Annotated in this window: 21 protein-coding genes; 11 read left to right on the top strand and 10 right to left on the bottom strand. The window is 61.7% G+C overall.

Annotated features, from left to right (window positions below; all coding sequences use genetic code 11):
• Positions 1-48: 48 nt before the first annotated feature.
• Positions 49-513: a cupin domain-containing protein gene (locus AC2FNL_RS17390; protein WP_496834493.1), complete on the top strand. Its 465-nt coding sequence runs from the start codon at positions 49-51 to the stop codon at positions 511-513.
• Between the two features lie 42 nt (positions 514-555).
• Here the strand turns inward: AC2FNL_RS17390 and AC2FNL_RS17385 are convergent, their stop codons facing one another.
• From AC2FNL_RS17385 to AC2FNL_RS17370, 4 genes are all read right to left on the bottom strand, one after another.
• Positions 556-1,572, bottom strand: coding sequence for a DUF2955 domain-containing protein (locus tag AC2FNL_RS17385; RefSeq protein ID WP_496834492.1), 1,017 nt, complete (start codon positions 1,570-1,572; stop codon positions 556-558).
• Positions 1,562-2,626 (bottom strand): HlyD family secretion protein, encoded by a 1,065-nt coding sequence (locus AC2FNL_RS17380; RefSeq protein WP_170369118.1) that lies wholly within the window; start codon positions 2,624-2,626, stop codon positions 1,562-1,564. The genes AC2FNL_RS17385 and AC2FNL_RS17380 overlap by 11 nt, the downstream gene beginning before the upstream one ends.
• Positions 2,623-3,702 (bottom strand): AI-2E family transporter, encoded by a 1,080-nt coding sequence (locus AC2FNL_RS17375; RefSeq protein WP_170600250.1) that lies wholly within the window; start codon positions 3,700-3,702, stop codon positions 2,623-2,625. Before AC2FNL_RS17375 ends, AC2FNL_RS17380 begins: the two co-directional genes overlap by 4 nt.
• A gap of 163 nt (positions 3,703-3,865) precedes the next feature.
• Positions 3,866-4,135 carry a potassium channel family protein gene (locus AC2FNL_RS17370; RefSeq protein ID WP_315901678.1) on the bottom strand — a complete coding sequence of 90 codons (270 nt, stop codon included), beginning with the start codon at positions 4,133-4,135 and terminating at the stop codon, positions 3,866-3,868.
• Between the two features lie 344 nt (positions 4,136-4,479).
• Between AC2FNL_RS17370 and AC2FNL_RS17365 the strand changes: the two genes are divergently transcribed.
• Positions 4,480-7,029, top strand: a complete 2,550-nt coding sequence (locus AC2FNL_RS17365; protein ID WP_496834491.1) for an AsmA family protein — start codon at positions 4,480-4,482, stop codon at positions 7,027-7,029.
• Positions 7,030-7,098: 69 nt separating this feature from the next.
• Here the strand turns inward: AC2FNL_RS17365 and AC2FNL_RS17360 are convergent, their stop codons facing one another.
• The 3 genes from AC2FNL_RS17360 to deoC are packed head-to-tail and all read right to left on the bottom strand — an operon-like array spanning position 7,099 to position 11,278.
• Complete coding sequence (locus AC2FNL_RS17360) at positions 7,099-7,908, bottom strand: SDR family oxidoreductase (RefSeq protein ID WP_496834490.1); 810 nt, start codon at positions 7,906-7,908, stop codon at positions 7,099-7,101.
• Between the two features lie 26 nt (positions 7,909-7,934).
• Complete coding sequence (locus AC2FNL_RS17355; RefSeq protein WP_496834489.1) at positions 7,935-10,268, bottom strand: aldehyde dehydrogenase family protein; 2,334 nt, start codon at positions 10,266-10,268, stop codon at positions 7,935-7,937.
• Positions 10,269-10,279: 11 nt separating this feature from the next.
• On the bottom strand, positions 10,280-11,278 hold the full coding sequence (gene deoC, locus AC2FNL_RS17350; protein WP_496834488.1) for a deoxyribose-phosphate aldolase: 999 nt from the start codon (positions 11,276-11,278) through the stop codon (positions 10,280-10,282).
• A gap of 197 nt (positions 11,279-11,475) precedes the next feature.
• On the opposite strand from deoC, the gene AC2FNL_RS17345 reads away from it, so the two are divergent.
• The 6 genes from AC2FNL_RS17345 (at position 11,476) to AC2FNL_RS17320 (ending at position 18,805) form a co-directional block, all read left to right on the top strand.
• Positions 11,476-12,429 carry a metal ABC transporter solute-binding protein, Zn/Mn family gene (locus tag AC2FNL_RS17345; RefSeq protein ID WP_496834487.1) on the top strand — a complete coding sequence of 318 codons (954 nt, stop codon included), beginning with the start codon at positions 11,476-11,478 and terminating at the stop codon, positions 12,427-12,429.
• A 2-nt stretch (positions 12,430-12,431) separates the two neighbouring features.
• Positions 12,432-13,235, top strand: coding sequence for a metal ABC transporter ATP-binding protein (locus tag AC2FNL_RS17340; protein WP_496834486.1), 804 nt, complete (start codon positions 12,432-12,434; stop codon positions 13,233-13,235).
• A 3-nt stretch (positions 13,236-13,238) separates the two neighbouring features.
• On the top strand, positions 13,239-14,444 hold the full coding sequence (locus AC2FNL_RS17335) for a metal ABC transporter permease (protein ID WP_170444145.1): 1,206 nt from the start codon (positions 13,239-13,241) through the stop codon (positions 14,442-14,444).
• Positions 14,441-15,370 carry a metal ABC transporter permease gene (locus AC2FNL_RS17330; protein ID WP_170457312.1) on the top strand — a complete coding sequence of 310 codons (930 nt, stop codon included), beginning with the start codon at positions 14,441-14,443 and terminating at the stop codon, positions 15,368-15,370. The genes AC2FNL_RS17335 and AC2FNL_RS17330 overlap by 4 nt, the downstream gene beginning before the upstream one ends.
• Before the next feature lie 282 nt (positions 15,371-15,652).
• Entirely contained in the window at positions 15,653-17,509 is a 1,857-nt protein-coding gene (gene mutL, locus AC2FNL_RS17325; RefSeq protein ID WP_496834485.1) for a DNA mismatch repair endonuclease MutL, read from the top strand.
• Between the two features lie 57 nt (positions 17,510-17,566).
• Entirely contained in the window at positions 17,567-18,805 is a 1,239-nt protein-coding gene (locus AC2FNL_RS17320) for a DNA recombination protein RmuC (RefSeq protein ID WP_496834483.1), read from the top strand.
• Positions 18,806-18,808: 3 nt separating this feature from the next.
• Here AC2FNL_RS17320 and AC2FNL_RS17315 read toward each other — a convergent pair whose 3' ends face one another.
• From AC2FNL_RS17315 to AC2FNL_RS17305, 3 genes are read right to left on the bottom strand one after another with little or no spacing between them, the layout of a single operon-like run.
• Positions 18,809-19,213 (bottom strand): hypothetical protein, encoded by a 405-nt coding sequence (locus AC2FNL_RS17315; RefSeq protein WP_093964167.1) that lies wholly within the window; start codon positions 19,211-19,213, stop codon positions 18,809-18,811.
• A gap of 56 nt (positions 19,214-19,269) precedes the next feature.
• The gene (locus AC2FNL_RS17310) at positions 19,270-19,920 is read right to left on the bottom strand and encodes a ChrR family anti-sigma-E factor (protein ID WP_260063665.1); all 651 of its coding nucleotides are present in this window, start codon (positions 19,918-19,920) and stop codon (positions 19,270-19,272) included.
• A 10-nt stretch (positions 19,921-19,930) separates the two neighbouring features.
• Positions 19,931-20,587, bottom strand: a complete 657-nt coding sequence (locus AC2FNL_RS17305) for a sigma-70 family RNA polymerase sigma factor (RefSeq protein WP_174825133.1) — start codon at positions 20,585-20,587, stop codon at positions 19,931-19,933.
• Between the two features lie 150 nt (positions 20,588-20,737).
• Between AC2FNL_RS17305 and AC2FNL_RS17300 the strand changes: the two genes are divergently transcribed.
• From AC2FNL_RS17300 to AC2FNL_RS17290, 3 genes are all read left to right on the top strand, one after another.
• Entirely contained in the window at positions 20,738-21,508 is a 771-nt protein-coding gene (locus tag AC2FNL_RS17300) for a DUF1365 domain-containing protein (protein ID WP_170341158.1), read from the top strand.
• Between the two features lie 87 nt (positions 21,509-21,595).
• Positions 21,596-21,913 (top strand): DUF3775 domain-containing protein, encoded by a 318-nt coding sequence (locus tag AC2FNL_RS17295; RefSeq protein ID WP_093964170.1) that lies wholly within the window; start codon positions 21,596-21,598, stop codon positions 21,911-21,913.
• A 91-nt stretch (positions 21,914-22,004) separates the two neighbouring features.
• Complete coding sequence (locus tag AC2FNL_RS17290; protein WP_496834482.1) at positions 22,005-23,078, top strand: hypothetical protein; 1,074 nt, start codon at positions 22,005-22,007, stop codon at positions 23,076-23,078.
• Positions 23,079-23,195: the final 117 nt, after the last annotated feature.

Raw genomic sequence — 23,195 nt, 5'->3', positions numbered from 1 at the left:
CATCATGAAGCGGAACTATTTTCGCGGGAAAGGAGGGAGGGGTCATCGATGCCCTATCAGTTCTGGCATTCGAAGTTGACCGACCCTCCCATCCACGTCCCGGCGATTGGACTGCAGTTGTTTGTCCGGATACCGCACGACACCACCGACGAGAATAAATCGGTCATAGAGACAATCAACGAACCGGGGTTTGGCCCGCCTCTGCACCGTCACCCACAAACTGAAATCTTTCGCGTTTTGGACGGGCAGTATCTCTATGAGTGCGATGGTAAGCGCTTTGTTGCAGAAACGGGGGATGTCGTAACGATCCCCGCGGGCGCCGCGCATGCGTTTCGCAACCTTTCCGACGGGCCGGCGCGGCAACTGGTCATGATACTGCCATCCTTCGACACGGTCGCCTTTTTCAACGGGCTGGGAGACATCATGGCAGACGAAGTTCCCGACCGGGACGTGCTGAATGCATTCTCCGAGAAATGGCAGATCGAGTTTCTGGGGCCGCCCCTGCAGCTTTGACGTCAGTCCAATTTGCCTCGGGCGCCAAAGTTGGCGGTTGCGTCAAGCATTCACCGGGTTTTCGCGTTTCTTTTCCGGCCAGAACTCATCCACGACCACGTAGGCTATGATGACGAACAGGGCCGCGCTGGCGACTTGCAGAACGCGAGTGATGCTTTTGACATCGGCCTCGTCCGAAAACGGTGAAATCGACCCGCCGTAGACAATCAGGACTGTCGTCAGGGCCGATCCGGCGGCGGCGGCCAGCGGGATCTGGGATTTGCCGAGCGCGCCCAGCGTCACGCAGGCGAAAAAGCACAGAAGGATCGGCGTGAGAATGACCGGCGCGATGACGTTGACTTCGTAGCAGATGATGGACGCCGCTGCGCCAAGCAGGTTTGCCGTCAGCATCGCCTTGGCCACGGCTTTGCCGGCAGCAGGCATCGCAGCGAGTTGCTGGCTGAGAAGGGCCACAAAGAACAGAACCAACAGGGCAGACGCACCAGACACAAAAAATGCCAGGGCGAAAGGAACCGTGACAAGCGACATTCTGACGATACGCCGATGCTTGTCAAAGTCAGCGACGGATGCGGCTTTGGCCTGCGTGGCGTTCTGGGGGGCGGCCGGAATCAGCGTGAACATCAGCGTCGATACGAAACCGGCAAACAACAGATTCAGCGGGATCCAGAATACAAGCACCAGCGCCAGATCCCGAGATTGCAGAACAAGGTTGGGGATCATCAGCGCCCCCATCAGGGCGATGACGCCCGGCAGGACACCGGCACCAGACACGGACCATATGAAGGACAGGATTATCCCGATCGCCACCAATATCAGAAACACGACCGGATAGGGCGCGAAAACCGATGAAAGCAGGAAAGAAACGAACATCAACGCAATCGAGAAGATGAACAGTTTCGCAAACGCGGCCAGCGGCAGTGCCGCGGGTGCCTGAAGGAAGAGCGCAGTGAAAACCGCGCCAACAACCGCCAATGGCCACCCAAGGAAAAGCCCCAAGGAAAAGACGGCGGTCACACCCAGTGCAAGTCTGTAAACGGCGTTTCTGTCCTCAGTACGCATAAGAAAAGATCGAAACCAAACGAATGTATGTCCGACCGACCGCGTTCAGTATCCCGTTGTCGCTGAGGTACATGATGACATCCGCCTGACCGTTCAACTGAAACCTGAGATCGTCCTCTGCGCTTCCGGCCTCGTAGCCCGGCAGTATGATGCGCACGGGAAACCGTTCAGGTTCACGCAGAAAGCCTTTGGTGCTCGGCGGGCTTGCCAATTGTCCGGGTGTGTCGCCGCCACTCAGCGAGACGGCAGCGCTGAAGCTTTCGATTTTGCCCGGGATGATCTGACCGGGGTGCATATCCAGCACGACATCCACCGGAGACCCGACGGTGGCGCGCCCCAGATTGTTCTCGGTGAAATACGCCTCGATCCACACGTCCGTCGCATCAAGAAAGGTCAGCAGATCCTGGCCGGACCGGGCGTATGTGCCGGGCGCAATCAACAAGTTGGATATGACACCGGTAGCCGGCGCGCGCAGTTCGGTCCATTCCAGATTGAGCTCTGCATCGGCCAAAGCCGCCAAGGCACGTTGGATTTTGGGATTCTCATTCCCTTCGTCCCCAAGCCTTTGCTTGGCCTTCTCCAGATCCGCTTTGGCGTTTTCATAGTTCGCCTCGGACTCGGCCAGCTGGCCTCGGGCATCGTCGGCTTTCGAGATGGAAATCAGCCCTTTCTTCTCGAGCGCGAAGACTCGTTCCGTCTGAATGCGCATCGTATCCAGATCGCTCTGCGCGCGGGCCAACTTGGCTTGCGCCGCACTTACCTCGGCCGAGGATGCGCCGACCTCCTGAGTGGCCGCCTCAAGGTCGGCCTGGGCTCTGTCGCGATCAATCTCGTAGGGTCTCGGGTCGATCCGAACCAGCATATCGCCGGCCGAAACGATCTGTCCGTTTTCCACCAATACTTCGATCACGGTTCCCGTGACCTGCGGAACGATTTGGGTCGCCACGGCTTTTACCCGCGCATTCCCGGTGAACGGTGTCTTTCGATCAGCAACCAGATACCAGGTGAGGAAGATGAGAATGACGGCCAGTGTCGTCCAGATCGTCTTCCTCATTTTGCGGCTCCCTCGGCGGTGTCATCGGCTGCTGGTGAGGCGTCGATCCAGACCTTGAACAACTCGTAGAAGACGGCGAACAAGACCGGACCCATGAAGATTCCGATCAGGCCATAGGCCATCATCCCGCCCAGAACCCCGATGAGGATCACGAGCATCGGTGTCTCCAGGCCTTTTGAAATGAAAACCGGCCGCAGGAAGCTGTCCATTATGCTGACGGGAATGGCCAGAACGGTGAAGATCAGCGCCGCTCCGCCGGACATGGAACTCCATGCATAGATGACCAGCGGCAGAAGAACGAGGCCGGGGCCGATCTGGATGATCGAGAGGATCAGGCAGATGAACGCCAGCGTCGCAGCCGAGGATATTCCGAACAGCGCCAACAAGACCCAAACAACGACGGCCTGAATGGCGGCAACGCCGATTACGCCCTTGGTCACGTTCCGGATCGTGGCCCCTGCCAGAGTGACGAATTCGCCGCCGCGTGGCGCAAAGACGCGGTTGGCAAAGCGCTGAAGGCCCTGCACCAGATCCGGTCCGGGGCTGAACAGGGCGCCCATGATCACCACCGACAGCGCAAGGCCGAGAAGCCCGATTCCGATCCCCAGAACTTTGCCAAAGAGCGATTTGGTGATCTCGAGGATTTGCGCGCCGTATTTTGCAAGCGCACCATCCAGGTTCCGTTCGAACATGCCCCAGGCATCGGCAAGCTTGGCACCGACCAGAGGCAGATCCTTCAGGCCTTCCGGCGCCGGAGGTATCTTCAACTCGCCCTTGTCAGCTTGCTCGGCAAACTCGGACCCCAGTTCCGCGGCCCCAGATACCGCCGTTGCGACCGGCCCCAGTGTGAGAACCAGACCCAGCAAAACCAGGATCGTCGTTGCCAGCTTCTTCCGTCCCCCCAGCTTGGACTGAAGCCAATCGAAGGCCGGATAAAGCGCAACGCAAAGAATTGTGGCCCAGATGACCACGCTTGCAAGCGGGGCGACCATGACCAAGGCGCTGTAGAGAAACAGCCCGAGAAACAGCAACCTTATCGCGAGGTCGACAATCTTTGCGTCCTGAGTCTTTTCCATTCCATCCCCCTGGAATGTTTTTTTGTATGTTACACTCAAAAAAACAAATATGTATATTTTTTGAGCTTTTAGGGGGTGCCCGGCAGTGCGGTGGTTGACTCAGCCCCCAATTTGCAAGCGGATCCTGAGGTGCAAAGCACGCTGTTGCTCACCTTGCCAGAGCCTATTTTTTCGGAGTCTCATCCTCCTGGGACAGGATCGTGTCGGCCACGGTCGTGGCGGCGGTGACGAAGATACCCAGACCCACGATTATGTACGCCATCGTAAAGATCTTGCCCGCAGCGGTTTCAGGAGAAAAGTCGCCAAAACCCACTGTCGAGATCGTCACTACGGAAAAATAGACGGAGTCCAACCAGCTCCACCCCTCGACAAAATGGTAGAACACTGACGCCCAAAGGATCATTCCGACGGTGAAGGCGAGTATGCCTTTCACTCTGCCGTCCTTGAAAGCGACGCCTATCCCACGCGTTATTCTGGTCAGTGAATTCATCATGCCCTCATTCGCAAAAGAATTCACGTATAGCAGTAATTGGATGATTGTGTGAATCCAAAGGGTGAGTTGGCCAAGGCAATGGCGATTTCGTGGCCTGAGAAGGCGTGCGAAACATGTATTCCATTAACATGATGGATAAATGCTCTAGGGTAATCACATGCTGAATCGGGACGCTGAGGGATAACGTGGGAATAATTGTCAAAGGTGTCTTGATCTGTTGCGCGGTCGCGCTTGTGGTTTTTGCCGCGGCTTGGCTATTTCTGTCGTCCGCTTTGTTCTCGTCGGTGCGGACCAGTTTCGTTGAGAACCTGATCTCAAGGAAGCTGGGCCAGCAGGTCTTGATTGAGGATGAGGTGCGTTTGGGCCTTGGCCGTCAGTTGCAGGTATCAGCAGCTGGACTGGTTCTGCCCGCAACGCAGAAGGCCGAGGCGGATCTGGCAGCGATTGATCAGATCGAGTTCGAAGTATCTGCACGGGACCTGTGGAACAGCAAGCTGTCGGTGAGCAATCTTTCAGTGTCGGGAGTTCATCTGAACCTGATCACAGACGAAGAAGGCGTGACCAACTGGCAGTCCTTTTCGCGCACCGGGGCCGAAACCGAAAAGGCTTCGGAACGTCCGACCCAGCCTTTGGCCGGAATTCTGACGGATCGCACGATCGACCTGAAGGATGTCACTGTACTTTATCAGAACGACCTGAACGGCATTGGACTGGACTTGCAGCTTCCAGAACTGGTTTTGCAGCGCGATGCCGAAACCGATGTTGCCTCGGCGGTCGGAGCGGGGTCGCTCAACGGTCAGAGTTTTGACCTGAAGGGCACGTTCCCGCCCCAGGACCCGTTCCAAGTGGCATTGAGCTTTGATCAGATTTCGGTCGAAGCCCAACAGATTCCTGTGGAGACCGGCCTTCAGGTCAAGACGACCCTCGAGGTCGATCAGTTGGGTCAACTGCTCGATGTCCTGCAACTCAACCGCGTGTTGGAGGGTTCGGGCAGTGTTGGTGCATCATTCAAGCTGGCAGACGGCGTCGCACGGGTTGATGACCTGTCTGTTCTGGCCGAGCTGGATGGTGGCCAAAGCCTTTCCGTCACCGGACAAATTGGGGAATTAGGCAATCAGGAAGATGTTTCTTTGACGACCCGCATTCGCCTGTATCCAGAGGATGCCGAGCCGGCTCCGGCTGCCTCGCGGTATGACCTCAAGCTTATCGCTGTGGATATGGTCATCGACAGTGTCCCGGGACAGGTCCCGCAACGGCAGATGGTCATCAAGACGAACGGTTTCACCTTGGACACCTCTGGTGAGGGCCCGCCGCCGATCAAATTCTCCGAGCTTGCCAGAACGCCCGAAGGCGCCCTGAGCGTGGGCAACATCAATTTGAGGATCGGAAACCCCGCCGATCCGTTTATAATTCTGACCGGTTCGGTCGAGGATGCGTTGCAGTTGCAGGGCGTATCCGCCGAAGGTTTGATTGATATTCCGGCAAGCAGTCTGATCTCGCCCGAACTGCTGGGCCCCGATGACCAGCTGGGCAGGTTTTCGGGAAACTTTCATTTGGACGGAAACATCGAACAGCTTGCTTTGACCAATCTGGATGGTCAGACAAGCGAAACCGAGGTCTGGAACCTGGAGGTGCACGGGTCCGTAGAAAATGTCCTCAAGTTCGAGAATCTGGATCTGGCAATCGACGTGGATGTTCCGTCTGGCGCGGACCTTCTGAAGGCCTTGTCGCTGGAGCCGGTGGACACCGGGCGGGCCCATCTTGAAATCGACCTGGTAAGTGAAGGCACCGATTGGAATGCCAATGCCAATGTCGAGGTTTCCGAGTCGGTCTTGAAAATCGCGGCGGATCTTGATGATGCAACAAGCGATCCCGTGCTGCAGGGGACGATCGAGAGCGATCTGATAAAAATCGATCAAATCCGGACCATCGTTCAGGCGGCCGCCCAACTGCGCAAGATAGGTGGTTCACCGCCGGAGCAGGAAGATGCGGAGAAAGGCGACGGTGACACAGGTCCGTTGAGGGATGTGACCCTCAAACCCATCGGGCGGGCCATTTTGCTGTCGGGTGTGAATGTAGATGTCGACATAGACCTGCGTCACATTGAGGGCGCCAAGGGCATCAGCAGCTTGCAGAGCGAACTGACCCTGGACGAAAACGAGCTTCGGGCCGGACCTCTGAAGTTTGAATACGGAGGTGGTCATTTCGACGTAAGCGGGCAAATGGATCTTTCGAATGAGGCGCATTTGCTGACCCTGACCGGAAAGGCGGGCGGATGGCAGTTGGATGACCTTCTGCAAAACCTGAACTTCAAGAAAGGCGCCAGCGGGACGGTGTACGCAGATTTCTCGGTTACGGGGGGCACGGATACCGTCAAGCAATTCGTCGACACCATGAGTGGCAATGCCACGGTTTCAATGCGCGACGGTTCGATCGAAACCCAGCTTCTGGACCTGGCCGGGCTGGGTATTCTTCCCTGGGTATTTACCAAGGAAAAACAGAAAGTTGCGCCAATCGTGTGCCTGCGCGCGCCGATCAGTATTTCGAATGGAAAAATCGAGACGAAACAGACGACGTTGGAAACAGATCATGTTCAGGTCGTCGTCTTTGGCGCTGTCGACCTGACGGACAAAGTGTTGGATCTGAACATCCAGCCAAGAAAGATTGGCGAGCCACTTGCGCGCAGCCCGTGGCCGGTGACCCTGAGGGGCGCGCTCGCTGAGCCCAAGGTCAAAGTCAAGGATGGCCCGAAAAGGCTGAAGCGGTCGGATGGTGCAGACCAGATGCCTGCACAAAGAAAACTCTGCATCCCGGATATACTGCAGTTGCAGTAGGCGCGGCTTGCCAAGGGGCCACGGCCCTGCCTGTGTTCGGCAAGGCCGGCCGAGCCTGTCGGACGCGGTTCACCCCTTTTTCATGCTACGCAGCATCTGCCCCATCATCTGGCCGAACTGACCCGAACCGCGCTGATACAGCGCCCCGTCCACGGCGAGAACCGTACCGCTGATATAGCTGGCCATGTCCGAGGCCAGAAACAGACAGGCGTTGGCCACGTCTTGCGGGGTGCCCCAGCGGCCAAGCGGCACGTCTCGGCGCAGCTGCTCGCCCGCGTCGGGGGTGGGGGCCAGACGCTTGGCGCCTTCGGTGCCTTCGATAAAACCCGGCACGACCGAGTTCACCCGTATGCCTTCCACGCCCCATTCCATCGACAGGGTGCGGGTGATCTGATCGACCCCCGCCTTGGCCGCACAGACATGGGCCTGGCCCTCGTAGGGCAGATAGGATTGCGGGGCCGAGATGTTGATGATGTTGCCGCCGGGCCGTTTCAGATAGGGATAGGCGCCCTTCAGAACATGCACGGTGCCCATCAGGTCGATCTCGACCACGGTGCGGAAGGCGTTGACCGACATTTCCGCCATCAGCGCGGGAAAGTTGCCCGCCGCCCCCGAAACCAGCACGTCGAAATCACCGAGCGCAGCGTGGAATTGTTGCAGCCCCGCGGCGACCGCCTCGGCATCACGCACGTCGAAGGCCGCGCCGATGGTCTCGGCCGCGCCGGCTGCCTTCAGCGCGGCGATGGTGTCGTCCACCTTCTCCTGCGAGCGGCTGGCCACGGCCAGTTTGGCGCCCGAGGCCGCGAAGGCCTCGGCGATGCCCCGATTGATACCGCTGGTCCCGCCGATGACGATGACCGTCTTTCCTGCAAAGTCCATGTAGAGCCTCCCGCTTTGGAGGGGCCCTACTCGCCGTAGGGCACCCAGATGTTCTTGATCTCGGTCGCAGCCTGCAGGAAGCGGCGGGTGTGGTCCATGCCCCAATCGAATGCCGTCGCGTTATTGACCCAGGTCCGTTTCAGGTTCCCGGCCGAGACGACCTCGATCTGTGCTGACAGGTCCGACGACGAGAAGGACCAAACCGCATCCACGTTCAGATGCGAGGCCAGCGGTTTGGCCAGCTCCTCGTGGCTGCCCGTCAGGATATTGACCACGCCTGCGGGCACGTCCGAAGTGTCCAGCACCTGATAGAAATCGGTGGCGGCCAGCGGATAGGGCTCGGACGCCACCAGAACCACCCGGTTGCCCATCGCGATCGCCGGCGCCATGGCCGAGACCAGACCCAGCAGCGGCGCCTCATCAGCGCAAAGCGCGCCGATCACGCCAACCGGTTCCTTCATTGCAATCGCCACGCCCCGGATAGGAACGCTATGCACCTGGCCGTCATACTTGTCGGCCCAGGCGGCTGCAGTGAACAGGCGCTGGATTGCGGCGTCGACTTCTTTCGCGCCGTCCTTGCGGCCGGTCATTGCGTCGATGCGATGCGCGAACTCGTCGGCGCGGGCCGAGAGGTTCTCGCCGATGTAATACAGAATCTGCGCGCGCAGATGGCCGGTTGTTTTCGACCAGCCCGCCGCGCCTGCTGCGGCCTCGACCGCGTTGCGCACGTCCTTGCGGTTGGCCAGACCCACATGGCCCAGCAGCCCCGCCTTGCCCCAGACCGCGCGGGAATAGCCGCCATCAGGCCGGGCCTGCTTGCCGCCGATATAGAGCTTGGCCGTGCGGTCGACCGGATCGACCGGGCCGCCTTCGCCCACGATAGGTTCGATCTTGGCCACCGGCTTGGCTTTGCCCTTGGGCTTGGTATAGGCGCTCAGCCCTTCCCAGCCACCTTCCCGGCCAAAGCCGCTTTCGCGCACGCCGCCAAAGCCCGCGGCCGCGTCGAACAGGTTGGTGGCATTGACCCAGACCACGCCCGCGACCAGCTTGGGCGCGATGTCGAGCGCAAGGTTGACGTTCTCGGTCCAGACCGTGGCCGCCAGTCCGTAGCGGGTGTTGTTGGCCAGCTCGACCGCCTCGGCCGGGGTGCGGAAGGTCGACGAGACCAGAACCGGGCCGAATATCTCCTCCTGCATCAGGGGGTCCGAGGTCTCGAGTCCGGTGATCAGCGTCGGCGGATAGTAGCAGCCGTTGGCGGGCAACTCACAGGCGGGCTGGTAAACCTGGCCCACCGCGTTGCCCTCGACCATCGACTTGATCGTCTGCAGCTGTACCGGGTCCACCACGGCGCCCACGTCGATACATTTGTCCAGCGGGTTGCCGATGCGCAGCGTGTCCATGCGGGCGCGCAGCTTGGCATAGAAGCGCTCGGCGATGCCCTCCTGCACCAGCAGGCGCGAACCGGCGCAGCAGACCTGGCCCTGGTTGAACCAGATCGCATCGACCAGACCTTCGATGGCACTGTCAATATCGGCATCGTCAAAGACGATATAGGGCGACTTGCCCCCCAGCTCGAGCGTCAGGGACTTGCCAGACCCGGCGGTGGCCTCGCGGATGCGGCGCCCCACGATCGTCGAGCCGGTAAAGGCGATCTTGTCCACGTCCGCGGCCACGATCATCTCGCCCACCGCGCCGTCGCCGGTGACGATGTTGACCACGCCCTTGGGCAGACCGGCCTGCATGCAGATATCGGCAAACAGCAGCGCGGTCAGCGAGGTGTATTCGGCCGGCTTCAGAACCACCGTGTTGCCCATGGCCAGCGCCGGGGCCACCTTCCACGCCAGCATCAGCAGCGGGAAGTTCCACGGGATGATCTGGCCGCAGACCCCCAGCGCCTGCGCGTCGGGCAGCTCGGCTTCCATCAGCTGGGCCATGCCTGCGTGATAGTAGAAATGCCGCTGCACCAGAGGAACGTCGATGTCGCGCGATTCCCGGATCGGCTTGCCGTTGTCCAGCGTTTCCAGCACTGCGAACAGGCGGGCATGCTTCTGGATCAGCCGCGCGATGGCATAGAGGTAACGGGCGCGGGCCGGGCCGCCCAGCTTTTCCCATTTGGGTTGCGCCTTGCGGGCGGCGGCCACGGCGGCGCCCACATCGGCTTGGGTGGCCTGAGTCAGCTTGGCCAGAACCTCGCCCGTGGCCGGGTTGCGGCTTTCAAACCCTTGGCCGGGCTTGGTGAAGGCGCCGTCGATGAAATGGCCGAACTTGTCGCCCTGATCGACCAGCCATGCCAGGGCCTCGGCGGCACTTTCCGGGGCGGGTCCGTATTCCATGGTCTCGAAAATCTCTTTGACTGTCATTGTTCCTGTCCTCAGCCCATCGGGTGCCGGTAACCGGCCGAGTATGCTCCGGTGACGAAATGTTCCAACTGCCGCTCGATATCGCCCAGCAGGGACGATGCGCCAAAGCGGAACAGGTCGGGTTGCAGCCAACGGTCGCCCAGCTCGTCCTTGATCAGCGACAGGTAGACCAGCGCATCCTTGGCCTTGGAAATCCCGCCCGCGGGCTTGTAGCCCACGCGATAGCCGGTGCGGTCGAAATAGTCACGGATCGCCCGGATCATCACCAGCGACACGGGCAGGGTGGCGTTGACGCTTTCCTTGCCGGTCGAGGTCTTGATGAAATCCGCCCCCGCCATCATGCAGACCAGCGAGGCGCGCGCCACGTTGCGCAGGCTGCCCAGCTCGCCGGTGGCGAGGATGGCCTTTACATGCGCATCGCCGCAGGCGGCGCGAAACGCCTTCATCTCGTCATACAGCGCCTGCCAGTCGCCCTTCAGCACATGGCGGCGCGAGATCACGATGTCGATCTCCTCGGCCCCGGCCTTCACGCTCTCCTCAATCTCGGCCACGCGCAGGTGGAAGGGCGACAGGCCCGCCGGAAAGCCGGTGGATACGGCCGCGACCGGAATGCCGGTGCCTGTCAGCGCATCCACCGCCGTTTCGATCATGTCGTGATAGACACAGACTGCGCCGGTGGTGATCGGCGGCATGCCCAGCGCCCTCAGCAGGGCGGGGGACACCGGCTGCCGGGCCTTGGCGCACAAGCGGCGCACGCGGCCCTCGGTATCATCGCCCGACAGGGTGGTCAGGTCGATCATGGTGATCGCCTTCAGCAGCCACGCGGCCTGATGCTCTTTCTTGACCGACCGGCGCCCGGGCAGGGTCGCGGCGCGGCGTTCGATGGCCGAGGTGTTGGCCTGTACGGCGCGCACCCAATCCAGGTCCAGATCCATGCCGGGGTTTCGGGGCTCGGTCACTTGCGGCAGATGCGCGGTGCGCACGGGGCTTTCTGAGCTCTGCGTATCCATTGTCACGTCCTTTGGGAGGTTTGCGCCAAAATCGCACGGGAAACGGCCAAAGGAAAGGCAAACCGGACGCCTTTGGCCACTTTTTTGACCAATTGGACAAATTCGGCTTTTTCTTGCGAGTAATTCGCAACATGGTTGACTTAGTTGCGAATGGTTCGCATATTCATTCTCAACTGGTACTCGGAACGAGGTCACATATGATTCGCCGCAGTTTTCTTTTTGCTCTTGCTCTTGGTGCCGCGCTGCCCTTGGCGGCGTGGGCCGAGGCGCCGCTGAAGGTCGTGGCGACGACCGGAATGATTGCGGACGCCGTGCAGCAGGTCGGCGGTGATCAGGTCGAAGTCAAAGGGCTGATGGGGCCCGGAGTCGACCCGCACGGCTATCGCCAGACCCGCAGCGATATCGTTGCCGCGACAAGGGCCGACCTGGTCTTGTGGCACGGCTTGTATCTTGAGGCACAGATGGAAGACTTCTTCCACGACCTTGGGCGCAAACGCAAAGTCGTTGCCGTGGCGGATGCCATCGACAAGTCGAAACTGCGTGCGCATGTCGACTATGCCGACAAATACGATCCGCATGTATGGATGAGCCCGGTCTTGTGGAAAGACGTCGTGGTCGAGGTGCAGAAAGCGCTGACCGACGTGCGGCCAGACTCCGCCGCTTATTTCGCCGCCAACGCCCAGCGTTTTCTGGCTGAAATCGATCAGTTGAACGCTTATGGGAAAAAGGTGCTGGCCCAGGTGCCCAAAGACAACCGGGTGCTGGTCACCGCCCATGACGCCTTTGCCTATTTCGGCGAGGAATTCGGGTTCGAAGTGTTGGGGATCCAGGGTATCTCGACCCAGTCCGAGGCGGGGCTGAACCGGATCGGAGAATTGGTCAACACTTTGGTCGCGCGCAACCTGACCGCCGTCTTTGTGGAAAGTTCGGTTTCGGATCGGTCGATGCGGGCGTTGATCGAGGGTGCGGCGGCGAAGGGTCATACCGTCTCGGTCGGGGGTGAGTTGTATTCGGACGCCATGGGCGAGCCGGGTACCTATGAGGGCACCTATATCGGGATGCTGGATCACAACATCACGGTCATTGCACGGGGCCTGGGTGCGGATGTGCCCGAACGCGGCATGTCCGGCAAACTGTCGGCGGGGCTCTGACCATGTTGGAGCTTGCGGCTGGAAAATCGGCATCAAACGGGGACCTGACGGTGCAGGACAGCCCGCTTGTGATCCGGGGGATGACGGTATCCTACGGCCAGAAACCGGCCATTTTCTCGGTAGATATGACGGTGCAGCCCGGGGCCATGACGGCCATCATCGGACCGAACGGCGCTGGCAAATCGACGCTGCTCAAGGCGGCGCTGGGCATCGTCAAGCCGCTGTCAGGCCAGGTGCTGGTGTTCGGCAAGTCGTTGGACCGGCAGCGGGCCCGTATCGCCTATGTGCCGCAGCGCGCCAGCGTCGATTGGGATTTCCCGACGCGGGTCATCGATGTGGTCCTGATGGGCCTGTCGCGGGAACTGGGCTTGCTGGGCCGGGTCCGGATGCGACACATGGCCCACGCGATGGAGTGTCTGCATCGGGTCGGGATGCATGAGTTTGCGGACCGCCAGATCGGCCAGCTTTCGGGTGGTCAGCAGCAACGGGTGTTCCTGGCGCGCGCACTGGCTCAGGATGCCGATCTGTACCTGCTGGATGAACCGTTTGCCGGGGTCGATGCCGCCACCGAAAAAGCCATCATCTCGGTCCTCAAGTCCCTTAGGGAAGCCGGCAAGACGGTGGTCGTGGTCCACCATGACCTTGCCACGGTCACGGATTATTTCGACCACGTGTTCCTGATCAATACCCGCAAGGTCGCCGAGGGCCCGGTGGAGCAGGCCTTTACCGCCGAGACTCTTCAAGCCGCGTATGGAGGCCGGCTGGCCACCGCCCAGATCGACCAGATCTCGGGCGCTGCGGGCTGACACATGCTGTGGGACGCACTGACCCTGCAATTGGGGTACAACGCCACATTGGTTGCCATCGGGGCCACGCTGCTTGGGTTTTCGGCTGGCGTGACAGGCACCTTCCTGTTTCTGCGTAAGCGGGCGCTGGTTAGTGACGCAATTAGCCACGCGACCCTTCCGGGCGTCTGCATCGCCTTCATGGTATTGGTGGCGCTGGGCGGAACCGGGCGAAACCTGATCGGACTGCTGAGCGGCTCGGCGATTTCGGCCGCCGTGGGTCTGTTGTGCATGAACTGGCTGATCCGCCGCACCCGTCTGGCCGAGGACGCGGCGATCGGGGCGGTCCTGTCGGTCTTCTTCGGCTTCGGTATCGTTCTGCTGACAATCATCCAGACCATGGGGGTGGGCCGACAGGCCGGGCTTGAGGGATTCTTGCTGGGCTCGACGGCCGGGATGCTGTGGTCGGACGCTCTGATCATCGCGATCGGCGGCGCTGCAACGCTGCTGCTCGTCATGATTATCCGCCGTCCCATGATGATGGTGGCGTTCGATTCCGAATATGCGGCCGCCTTGGGGCTGCCAGTGCATCGCATCGACCTTGCGATGATGGGGCTTGTCATGGCGGTCACGGTTGTCGGGCTGAAAATCGTTGGATTGATCCTGATCGTGGCTTTGCTGATCATACCCGCGGTCACGGCGCGGTTCTGGTCGGACCGGTCCGACCATGTGGTGCTGTTGTCTGGGGTCATCGGCGGGTTGTCGGGCTATCTGGGTGCGGCGGTGTCCGCCTCAGCGCCCAACTTGCCGACCGGACCGATCATCGTCCTGTTCAGCTTTGGCTTTTTTGTCGTATCGCTGTTTCTGGCTCCGGTGCGCGGCGTGTTGGCCGCGATCGTGCGGCATCTGCGGTTCCAGCGACGGGTTCACATCCGTCAGGGGTTGCTGGCGCTTGCTCAAGGCCAGAACATCTATGAGCCCTACACGTTGCGCCTGCTGCGTCAGGCCGGACTTGCCCGGCCCGACGGGGTGGCTACGGATGCCGGCAGAGCGCAGGCGGCCAAGGCGCTGCGCGACGAGAAACGCTGGGAAATCGTACGCGCCGACAATGCGCACGAGGCAGCCGCTGCCCTGTATGACGGATTGCGCGACATCGAAACGGTTTTGACCCGTGACCAGATCGACGACATCGACCGCCGCATCGGCGGGCCACGGGAGGTTCGCCCATGAGCGGTGAAGAGTTTGTTCCCCTGTCCTTGACGCCGCTGCTGATCGGAACCTTTGCAGCCATCGCCTGCGCATTGCCCGGAAACTTCCTTGTACTCCGCAAACAGGCACTGATCGGCGACGCAATCAGTCATGTGGTTCTGCCCGGAATCGTCGTGGCCTTTCTCGTCACCGGCGCGATCTCGACCTGGCCGATGATGCTGGGCGCCGCCGGCGCGGCGGTTGTCGCCGTTGTGCTGATCGAGACCATCCGGAGGTTGGGCCAGATAGAACCGGGCGCCGCAATGGGCGTCGTATTCACCACTATGTTTGCTGGAGGGGTGCTGCTGTTGGAACAGACCGACACCTCGAGCGTTCATCTGGATGTTGAGCACGCACTCTATGGCAGCCTGGAAAGCCTGATCTGGCTCGACGCGACCGGCTGGTCCTCGCTGCTGGATCCGGTTGCGCTGGCCGGCCTGCCACCCGAGCTTGCTCGGATCGCCCTAACATTGGTGGGTGTCAGCCTGTTCGTCTGGCTATTCTGGCGGCCGCTCAAGATCTCGACATTCGACGAAGGCTTTGCCCGGACGATCGGAATTCGAACCGGGGCGCTGGGAATGGCGCTGGTGATTGCGGCGGCGATTGCAGCCGTGGCCGCGTTTGATGCCGTCGGCTCGATCATCGTGATCGCAATGTTCATCTGCCCGCCGGCCGCCGCCCGGATGATGACCGACCGGCTTGAGACCCAGATTGCCTGGAGTGTTGTCTTCGCCATCCTGTCCGCCGTGTCCGGCTATGTCCTGGCTGGATATGGCCCGCTGTGGTTGGGCGGATCGGACGCCGTCAGTGCGGCCGGGATGATTGCCACCATGTCCGGCCTGATTCTGGCTGTCGCGGCCGTGTTCGGCCCCTGCCGTATGCGCGCTGCAGCGCCGGGTCCGGGCTGACCCGGCGTGTTCCCGCCACCCGCTCCGGTCGGTGATCGGCCAAACTTTGCCCACCAAACGGGGCAAGCGAACCTTAAGCAGATTTGTCCAACGCACCATGTTAGACACCGCGCCATTACACAGTTAATGACCACCACTCACCACGGATCGTCCGGGCAATCGTGAAACTTTTGGCAACCAATTCGGGTTGCGCATCTCGATTGGCCGGGCGATCCGACCCCCTATACCAAAGCAGCGTAAACCGGTGGCAGAATCGTGTGCGATTGTGCTAGGTCTAGCGGTATGGCGCAGGCAAAACCCAATATCAGCGAAAATCGCCCGGTAATCCGGCAACTCGACGAGGCCGCGATCAACCGCATCGCCGCCGGTGAAGTGGTCGAACGCCCCGCTTCCGCCGTCAAGGAACTGGTGGAGAACGCGATCGACGCCGGAGCGACCCGGATCGCCATCGACATCGCCGACGGCGGCAAGACCTTGATTCGCGTCACCGACGACGGGTGCGGCATCGCGCCCGAGGATCTGCCGCTGGCCCTGTCGCGCCACGCGACCTCCAAGATCGACGGGTCCGACCTGCTCAACATCCACACCTTCGGGTTCCGCGGCGAGGCGCTGCCCTCGTTGGGCGCGGTTGGGCGTCTGACCATCACCAGCCGCGCGCCGGGGGCCGAGGCGGCCCAGATCCGCGTCGCCGGCGGCAAGATGGAAGGCGTCAAGCCCGCCGCCCTGCGGGCGGGCACCGTGGTCGAGCTGCGCGACCTGTTCTATGCCACGCCCGCGCGGCTGAAATTCATGCGCACCGACCGGGCCGAGGCGCAGGCGATCTCGGACACGGTCAAGCGGCTGGCCATGGCGGAACCCTCCATCACCTTCACCCTGCGCGATGTCTCGGGCGGGGGCGAGGGGCGCGTGGTGTTCCGCGCCGACCGCGAAAACGGAGACCTGTTCGACGCGCTGCACGCCCGGCTGGCCCGCATCCTGGGGCGAGAGTTCGCCGAGAATGCTTTGCGGATCGACGCCACCCGCGAGGGGATCCGGCTCTATGGTTACGCGGCCCTGCCCACCTATTCGCGCGGGGCAGCAGTGGCGCAGTTCCTGTTCGTCAACGGCCGCCCGGTGCGCGACAAGATGCTGACCGGGGCCTTGCGCGCCGCCTATTTCGATTTCCTCAGCCGCGACCGCCACCCGGCGGCGGCGCTGTTCATCGACTGCGAGCCAACGCTGGTGGACGTGAACGTGCACCCCGCGAAATCCGAAGTGCGGTTCCGCGATCCCGGCGTGGCGCGGGGGCTGATCGTCTCCAGCCTGCGGCACGCGCTGGCCGAGGCGGGGCACCGCGCCTCGACCACCGTGGCCAACGCGACCTTGGGCGCGATGCGGCCCGAACCGGCCCCGGTGGCACCCGTGCGGGTCTATCAGATGGACCGGCCCTCGCCCGCGACACGGGCCGTGGCCTATCAGGCGCAGGCACCCGGCTTTGCCGATCTGGCCAATGCCTACAGCGGCAGCGTGGTCGAGCCCGTGGCCGAACCCGCGCAGCCCGATCAGACCCCGCCCGAGCATCTGCCCCTGGGGGCCGCGCGCGGGCAGGTGCATGAAAACTACATCATCGCCCAGACCGCCGACGGCATGGTGATCGTGGACCAGCACGCCGCGCATGAACGGCTGGTCTATGAGAAACTCAAGAAACAGATGGCCGAGAACGGCGTGGCCGCGCAGGCGCTGCTGATCCCCGAGATCGTGGAACTGTCCGAGGGCGACTGCGCCCGCCTGCTCGCGGTGGCCGATGACCTGTCGCGCCTGGGTCTGACCATCGAGCCCTTCGGCGGCGGAGCGTTGGCGGTGCGCGAAACCCCGGCCATTTTGGGGGAGGTCAACGCGCGGGCGATGATCCTGGATATTCTGGACGAGCTGGCCGATCAGGGCGAAAGCCAGACGGTGCAGGCGCGGATCGAGGCGATCCTCAGCCGGGTGGCCTGTCATGGCTCGGTCCGCTCGGGCCGCCGAATGCGCGCCGAAGAGATGAACGCCCTGCTGCGCGAGATGGAGGCCACGCCCCATTCGGGCCAGTGCAACCACGGGCGGCCGACTTACGTGGAACTGAAGCTGAGCGATATCGAGCGCTTGTTCGGCCGCAGTTGATCCGGCCGCCGGTCGGCGGTAGAGAAGAAGAAACAAAACAAGAACGCGCAGGTTGAGATGATAGAAATCGCAGGCACCCAATATTCACTGAACGATCCCATGGTGATGGCCGCCCTGATCGGGGCGGGGGTAGTTCTGCTGATCCTCGTCCTGCTGTTTCTGGCCCTGCGCGCCGCGAACCGCTCGGCCCGGATGGCCGAGCCGCTGGCGCAGCAGCTGGCCTATCTGGGCCAGCATGTGCAGCAGTTGGGGCAGGGGCAGGAGCAATTGCGCGGCGGGTTGCAGCATGTCTCGGACACGCAGGCCAATGCGCAGGTGCAGGTGATCCAGACGGTCGAGGCGCGGCTGTCGGCGGTGCAGCAGCAGATGAACGACCGGCTGGCCGACAACGCCATGAAATCCGCCCGCGCGCTGGCCGAGATGCAGGAGCGGATGAAGGAAACCCTGCATGGGTCGTCGAAGCAGACAGCGACCTCGCTGACCCAGCTGCAAGAGCGTCTGGCCGCCATCGACAAGGCGCAGGACAACATCACCAAGCTGTCGGGCGACGTGCTGTCGCTGCAGGATATCCTGTCGAACAAGCAGACCCGCGGTGCCTTCGGCGAGATCCAGCTGAACGACATCGTGTCCAAAGCGCTGCCCTCGGACAGCTATGTGCTGCAGGCCACCCTGTCGAACGGCAAACGCGCCGACTGCCTGATCCGCCTGCCCAACCCGCCGGGCCCCATCGTGATCGACAGCAAGTTCCCGCTGGAGGCCTACGAGGCGCTGGTGGGCGCGGGCAATGACATGGAGTTGAAGGCGGCGGTGCAGATGTTCCGCAGCACGGTGCGCAAGCACATCACTGACATCTCGACCAAGTACATTCTGGACGGTGAAACCGCCGACGGGGCGCTGATGTTCCTGCCCTCCGAGGCTGTCTATGCCGAGTTGCACGCCAAGTTCCCCGAACTGGTGCAGGAGAGTTTCTCGAAACGGGTCTGGATCGTCTCGCCGACCACCTGCATGGCCACGCTGAACACGATGCGGGCCATCCTCAAGGACGCGCGGATGCGCGAACAGGCGGGCGCGATCCGCAAGGAGCTTGGCCTGCTGCACAAGGATGTGGAACGCCTCGGAGAACGGGTCGGCAACTTGGATCGTCACTTTGGACAGGCGGCCAAGGATATCTCGGAAATCAAGATTAGCGCCGAAAAGGCCGGTCGCCGCGCGCAGCGGCTGGACAATTTCGATTTCGAGGAACTGGCCCCCGAGGACCACGCCAACGTGGTGCCGCTGGGCAAGTCCGAGGGCTGAGGCCTACTGGATCGACAGGTCCAGGTTGTAGCCGACGGTCTTGCCGGTATCCCGGTCGTTGCCCATAAGGTAGACGCGGATGGTATAGTCTCCGTCCTCGGGCAGGGTGATCCGGGCTGTGTTGCCGTCGATCGAGCCGTTGTAGATCGCTACCCCGTCGCTGCCCGGCGGCAGGATGTTGAAGTAGACTACGCCGCTGCCGTTGGTATCACTGACCTGAAGTTCGGCAAACAATTCCTGCCCGCCTTTCGCACCCAGCACGTAGTCGAAATATTCATCACCCGTAATGGTGCCGTTGACCATTGTGCCGAAGTTTCCGGGCTGGAATTTCACCTCGGCCGTCCTTTGGGCCGAGGCCGGCAGGGCCACAACGGCAATGAACAGGGCTGCCAGAGCTTGTTTCAACATTCTGCATATCCTCCCGGTGATTCCCGGCTCCAAGCCTAGCACAACCGAGAGGCCGTTCAGATTCGCAGGAAGGGCTGCACCAATCGTGGGATCAGGCTGTTGAACTTCAGCGGAGCGTCGGTCACCGCCAGGCAGATGCAGTCCTCGGACATGTCGGCCACGGGTGTGTGTTCCAGATCCTCGTCTGCAATCTCGACATCGCCGCGGGCGAAATGATCCACCTCGTCGGAAAACGCGCCTTGCAGAACCATGGTCAGTTCCATGCCCTTGTGGCCGTGGTCCGGTACCGCCGCACCGGCCGGGATGAACAACAGGCGCGCCGTAGCGTCGCGCGATGTTGGCAGAATGGCCTGCTTGACGCCCATCCCAATCGGCTTCCAGCGGATGCTGTGCACGTCACCGCCGACGTAATCCTGCAATGGGGCCGGCAGAACGTCGCATTTCGCGCGCGCGGGCTTGGGGGTCGGAGCACCCTGCGCGATCAGAGCCATTGTCGATGACAGGGCATCCGCGGACAAAGGTGCGGCTTCGACCTGGTCCTCAAGCATGTGTCCACCCACCGCGTCATAACTCTCGGCGCGGGCGCGACAATGGTCGCACAGGGACAGGTGGGTCGCGACCATCAGGTCGAACGCTTCGGGCAGTGTGCCCGAGGCGTAGGCCATCAGCAGGTCGTCCGTCAGGTGATGTTTGATCTCTTTGCTCATCTCTATCATCTCAGTTCATCGCGTGGCGCAAGCGGTCCAGCGCCAGCCTAATTCTCGATTTGATGGTGCCCAACGGAAGCCCGGTCTGCGAGGCGATCTCGCGATGGCTCAGGTCACCAAAATACGCCTTCTCGATCAGTTCCCGCTGTGCCTCGGGCAATTGCAGCAGGGCCGTTTTCAGTTGCGCCGTTTCCTGTTGCAGCGCGATTACGTCTTCCTGTTCGGGTTCCGCTTCGGGACCCCATGTCAGTTCTTCCGGTTCAGGACGCCGCTGTTTGCGAATGGCGTCGATGCGTTTGTTCCGCGCGATCGTAAAGACCCATGTAGCCACGGTAGCCCGTGACGGATCAAACAGATGCGCCTTGTGCCACAACGTGGCCATGACTTCCTGCGCGCATTCCTCGGCCAACGTCGCGTCCGAACCCGACCGGATCAGGAACGCTTTGACCCGAGGGGCAAAGTGTTGGAACAGCTCGGCAAACGCCGCCTGATCCTGCGACTGCCGGATGCGTTGGACGTGGGACACCCACTCGCATCTTGCCGCGCCATTATTCTTCGTGCCGTTCACCGACGATCCCTTGGTTCGTTTCGTGCCGCGCCCAGCCGGCCGCGCCGCCGGGGCGGTCGCGACATCGTCCGGAACAACGGTGTCCATCTCGGTAAACATAACTGTATTACGGTGCCGCACCCAAGTCGGATCACGCCTGCCCGAGATTTTTGATCCGGTCGCGCGTTTTTTTCGTATCATGATCATGGATGTTCGCTGAAAAACGCAGCCGATCCAGAATGTTGACCGCTAGAAAAGATCAGTCCGACCATGCCAGAAATCGACTTCGTTCCGGCCCATACCTTTCACGGAAGGAAAGGTGCCATCGAGAACGCCTTTCGCTACTCGGTCGACTACATCCTGCTGGATCCCGAACAGGCGGCGGAAACGCCCGCGTTGTTTTCGGTAGATAGACCCAACCTCACCGGCTGGCGGACCCGCGATCATGGAGGTGTGCCTGGCGATGGTCGGGGTGCCCCGTGGCTCCGCGACAGTCTGCGGGCGATGCAAATCCCCCAACCCGCGCAGGTTCTGTTGCTGACCCAACCCCGGGTGCTGGGCCACGTATTCAACCCGGTCAGTTTCTGGTTTTGCCTGAATGACGCAGGCGCACTGTTTGCCGTGGTGGCCGAGGTCACCAACACTCACGGAACGCGGCACAGCTATGTCTGCCACAAGCCGGGGTTTGACGTGATCGCTCCTTCTGACCGGATTTGCGCGACCAAGGTCATGCATGTCTCGCCCTTTCAAAAGATCGAGGGCACCTACACTTTCCGGTTCGACCTGCGCCCGGATCGGGTCGGGGTTTGGATCGACTACGGCCGCGACGGGGGCGGTTTGATTGCCACGCTCACGGGCATCCGGCAACCTCTCACCAATGGCGCGATCCTTCGTTCGCTGCTGCGACGCCCGTTTGGCGCGCGGCGGGCGGTTGCATTGATCCACTGGCAGGCACTGAAACTGTGGGTCAAGAAGGCCACCTTCCGACCGTTCCGCACCGCACCGGTGCCATCTCACCCCGTCTCGCGCCCGCACGAGTGACGATCTGCAGTTTGCGCAAGATCAAGGACGCAGGCGCTGTGCAATGGTTGAGATGGACTCCAATTGCGGACAGAGGAGTTGAAACCAATGCTGGAAATCTCGCCAACCAAAGTCGCCCAGGTCGCCATGATGGGCCGCGAACTGGATCGCGCCGAGGGCGAGCTGCGGGCTTTTATCGATCGCATGGACGAGGACGAGCAAGCCGAGTTGGTCGCGATCATGTGGATTGGACGTGAAAGCTTTTTCCCGGACGACCTCAGCGAGGCGATCGCTACGGCCAAGGCCGAGGCATCGACGCCATGTGCGGATTACCTGATCGGCACGCCGCATCTGTCGGACCACCTTGAGAACGGGTTGGACGCGTTGGGCATCTCGGCCGAAGATGTCGAGAACGACCTGATGTAGACTTGGTCGCCCGCACGGTGTTTCTGCGCTATGCTCCGGGGCAGAGGGCGCCGTGTATGGCACAGCGCCCGGTCCACAGCAGGGGCGCCAGATGCCGCGGATGTTGAAGACGATATTGGTGTTGGCCCTTATGGCCGTTCCGGCGTGGCCGCAGCGTCCGGCGCTGGCCTGCACTGTTTGTCTGTCGCTTCCCGAAAACTCTCTGGCCGACCGGTTGTTGTCTGCTTCGGTCATTGTTCTGGCCGCGCCCGCGCCCGACGACCCTTTCCGCTATGCACCTGTCGGGTTGCTGAAAGGCAGTTGGGACGAGGTTTCGGACCTCCCCCAGATACCGTTTCTGGTGGACAGCAGCACTCGAAATGCTCTGCGGGCTGATCCTGACCGGGTGGTCCTGATGATCTATGGCCCCGGCAGCCGGGACAAGGCCGGGCGCGCCTTTGATCAATCCTGGACCAAAGGGTTTCTGATGACGCCGCAGCGGTCCGGTTTTGTTGTCGAGGTACAGGGGCAAGGCCAAGGCTGGCGGTTGGACGGATCCCGATCCGCCGAGCGCGCCGCGTTTTTCGCCGCCTATCTGAGTTCCGGTGACCGGTTGTTGCGGAACACCGCTCTCATCGAACTCCACCGGGCACCCTATGCGGCTGTGCGCGACCTGCGCGATGCTGCTGCAACCCCGGATCTTCTGCGCGATTTGCGGAGCCTGAATCGCGTAGCCTATGCCCCGGCAACGATCCGGCTGCTGGGCCTGCAATCTGATCCGGCCGCGGCAAAGGCGGTGCGCGCGGTCTATCCAAAGGCGGTCGCCACCGGAGGGTTCAACCTGCGCGAATGGGCGCTTGCCGGTATCGAAATCGACGGCGACCAAGCCCTGAGCACGATCGAGGAGGCTCTGACCGCCAGCCCGCTTTCCCCAAAGGATCGGCAGGCAATCATCGTGGCGCTGATCGACGGCGGCGAAGCGATGCCGGAACACCGCGGGAAAATCCTGGATATCTTTGTCGACGAGATGGCGCACGACCAAAACACGGCCGGGCAGATCGCCCTGGCCACGCGCGATTGGGGAGATGACACGCTTGCACCTGCGCTGCGGGCGCTTCTTGCTGACCCGCAGATCGACCCCGCCACCGCCTTCGCCATCCGGGTGGCCCTGCCATCCGGTCAGTGACTCTGCCCATCCTGACGTCAGGTTAACAAAGCTTAATCCGTTGGTCCGGAACCGTTAACGCGGCGTCCTTTTATCTGATGACAGTACTGCAATGCAGTTCGGTTTTCAGGAGGACAA

Source organism: Ruegeria sp. CRTD044 (assembly GCF_059613485.1).
Note: the sequence above shows the minus strand (reverse complement) of the source record. Positions and strands in the feature narration are given on the sequence as shown.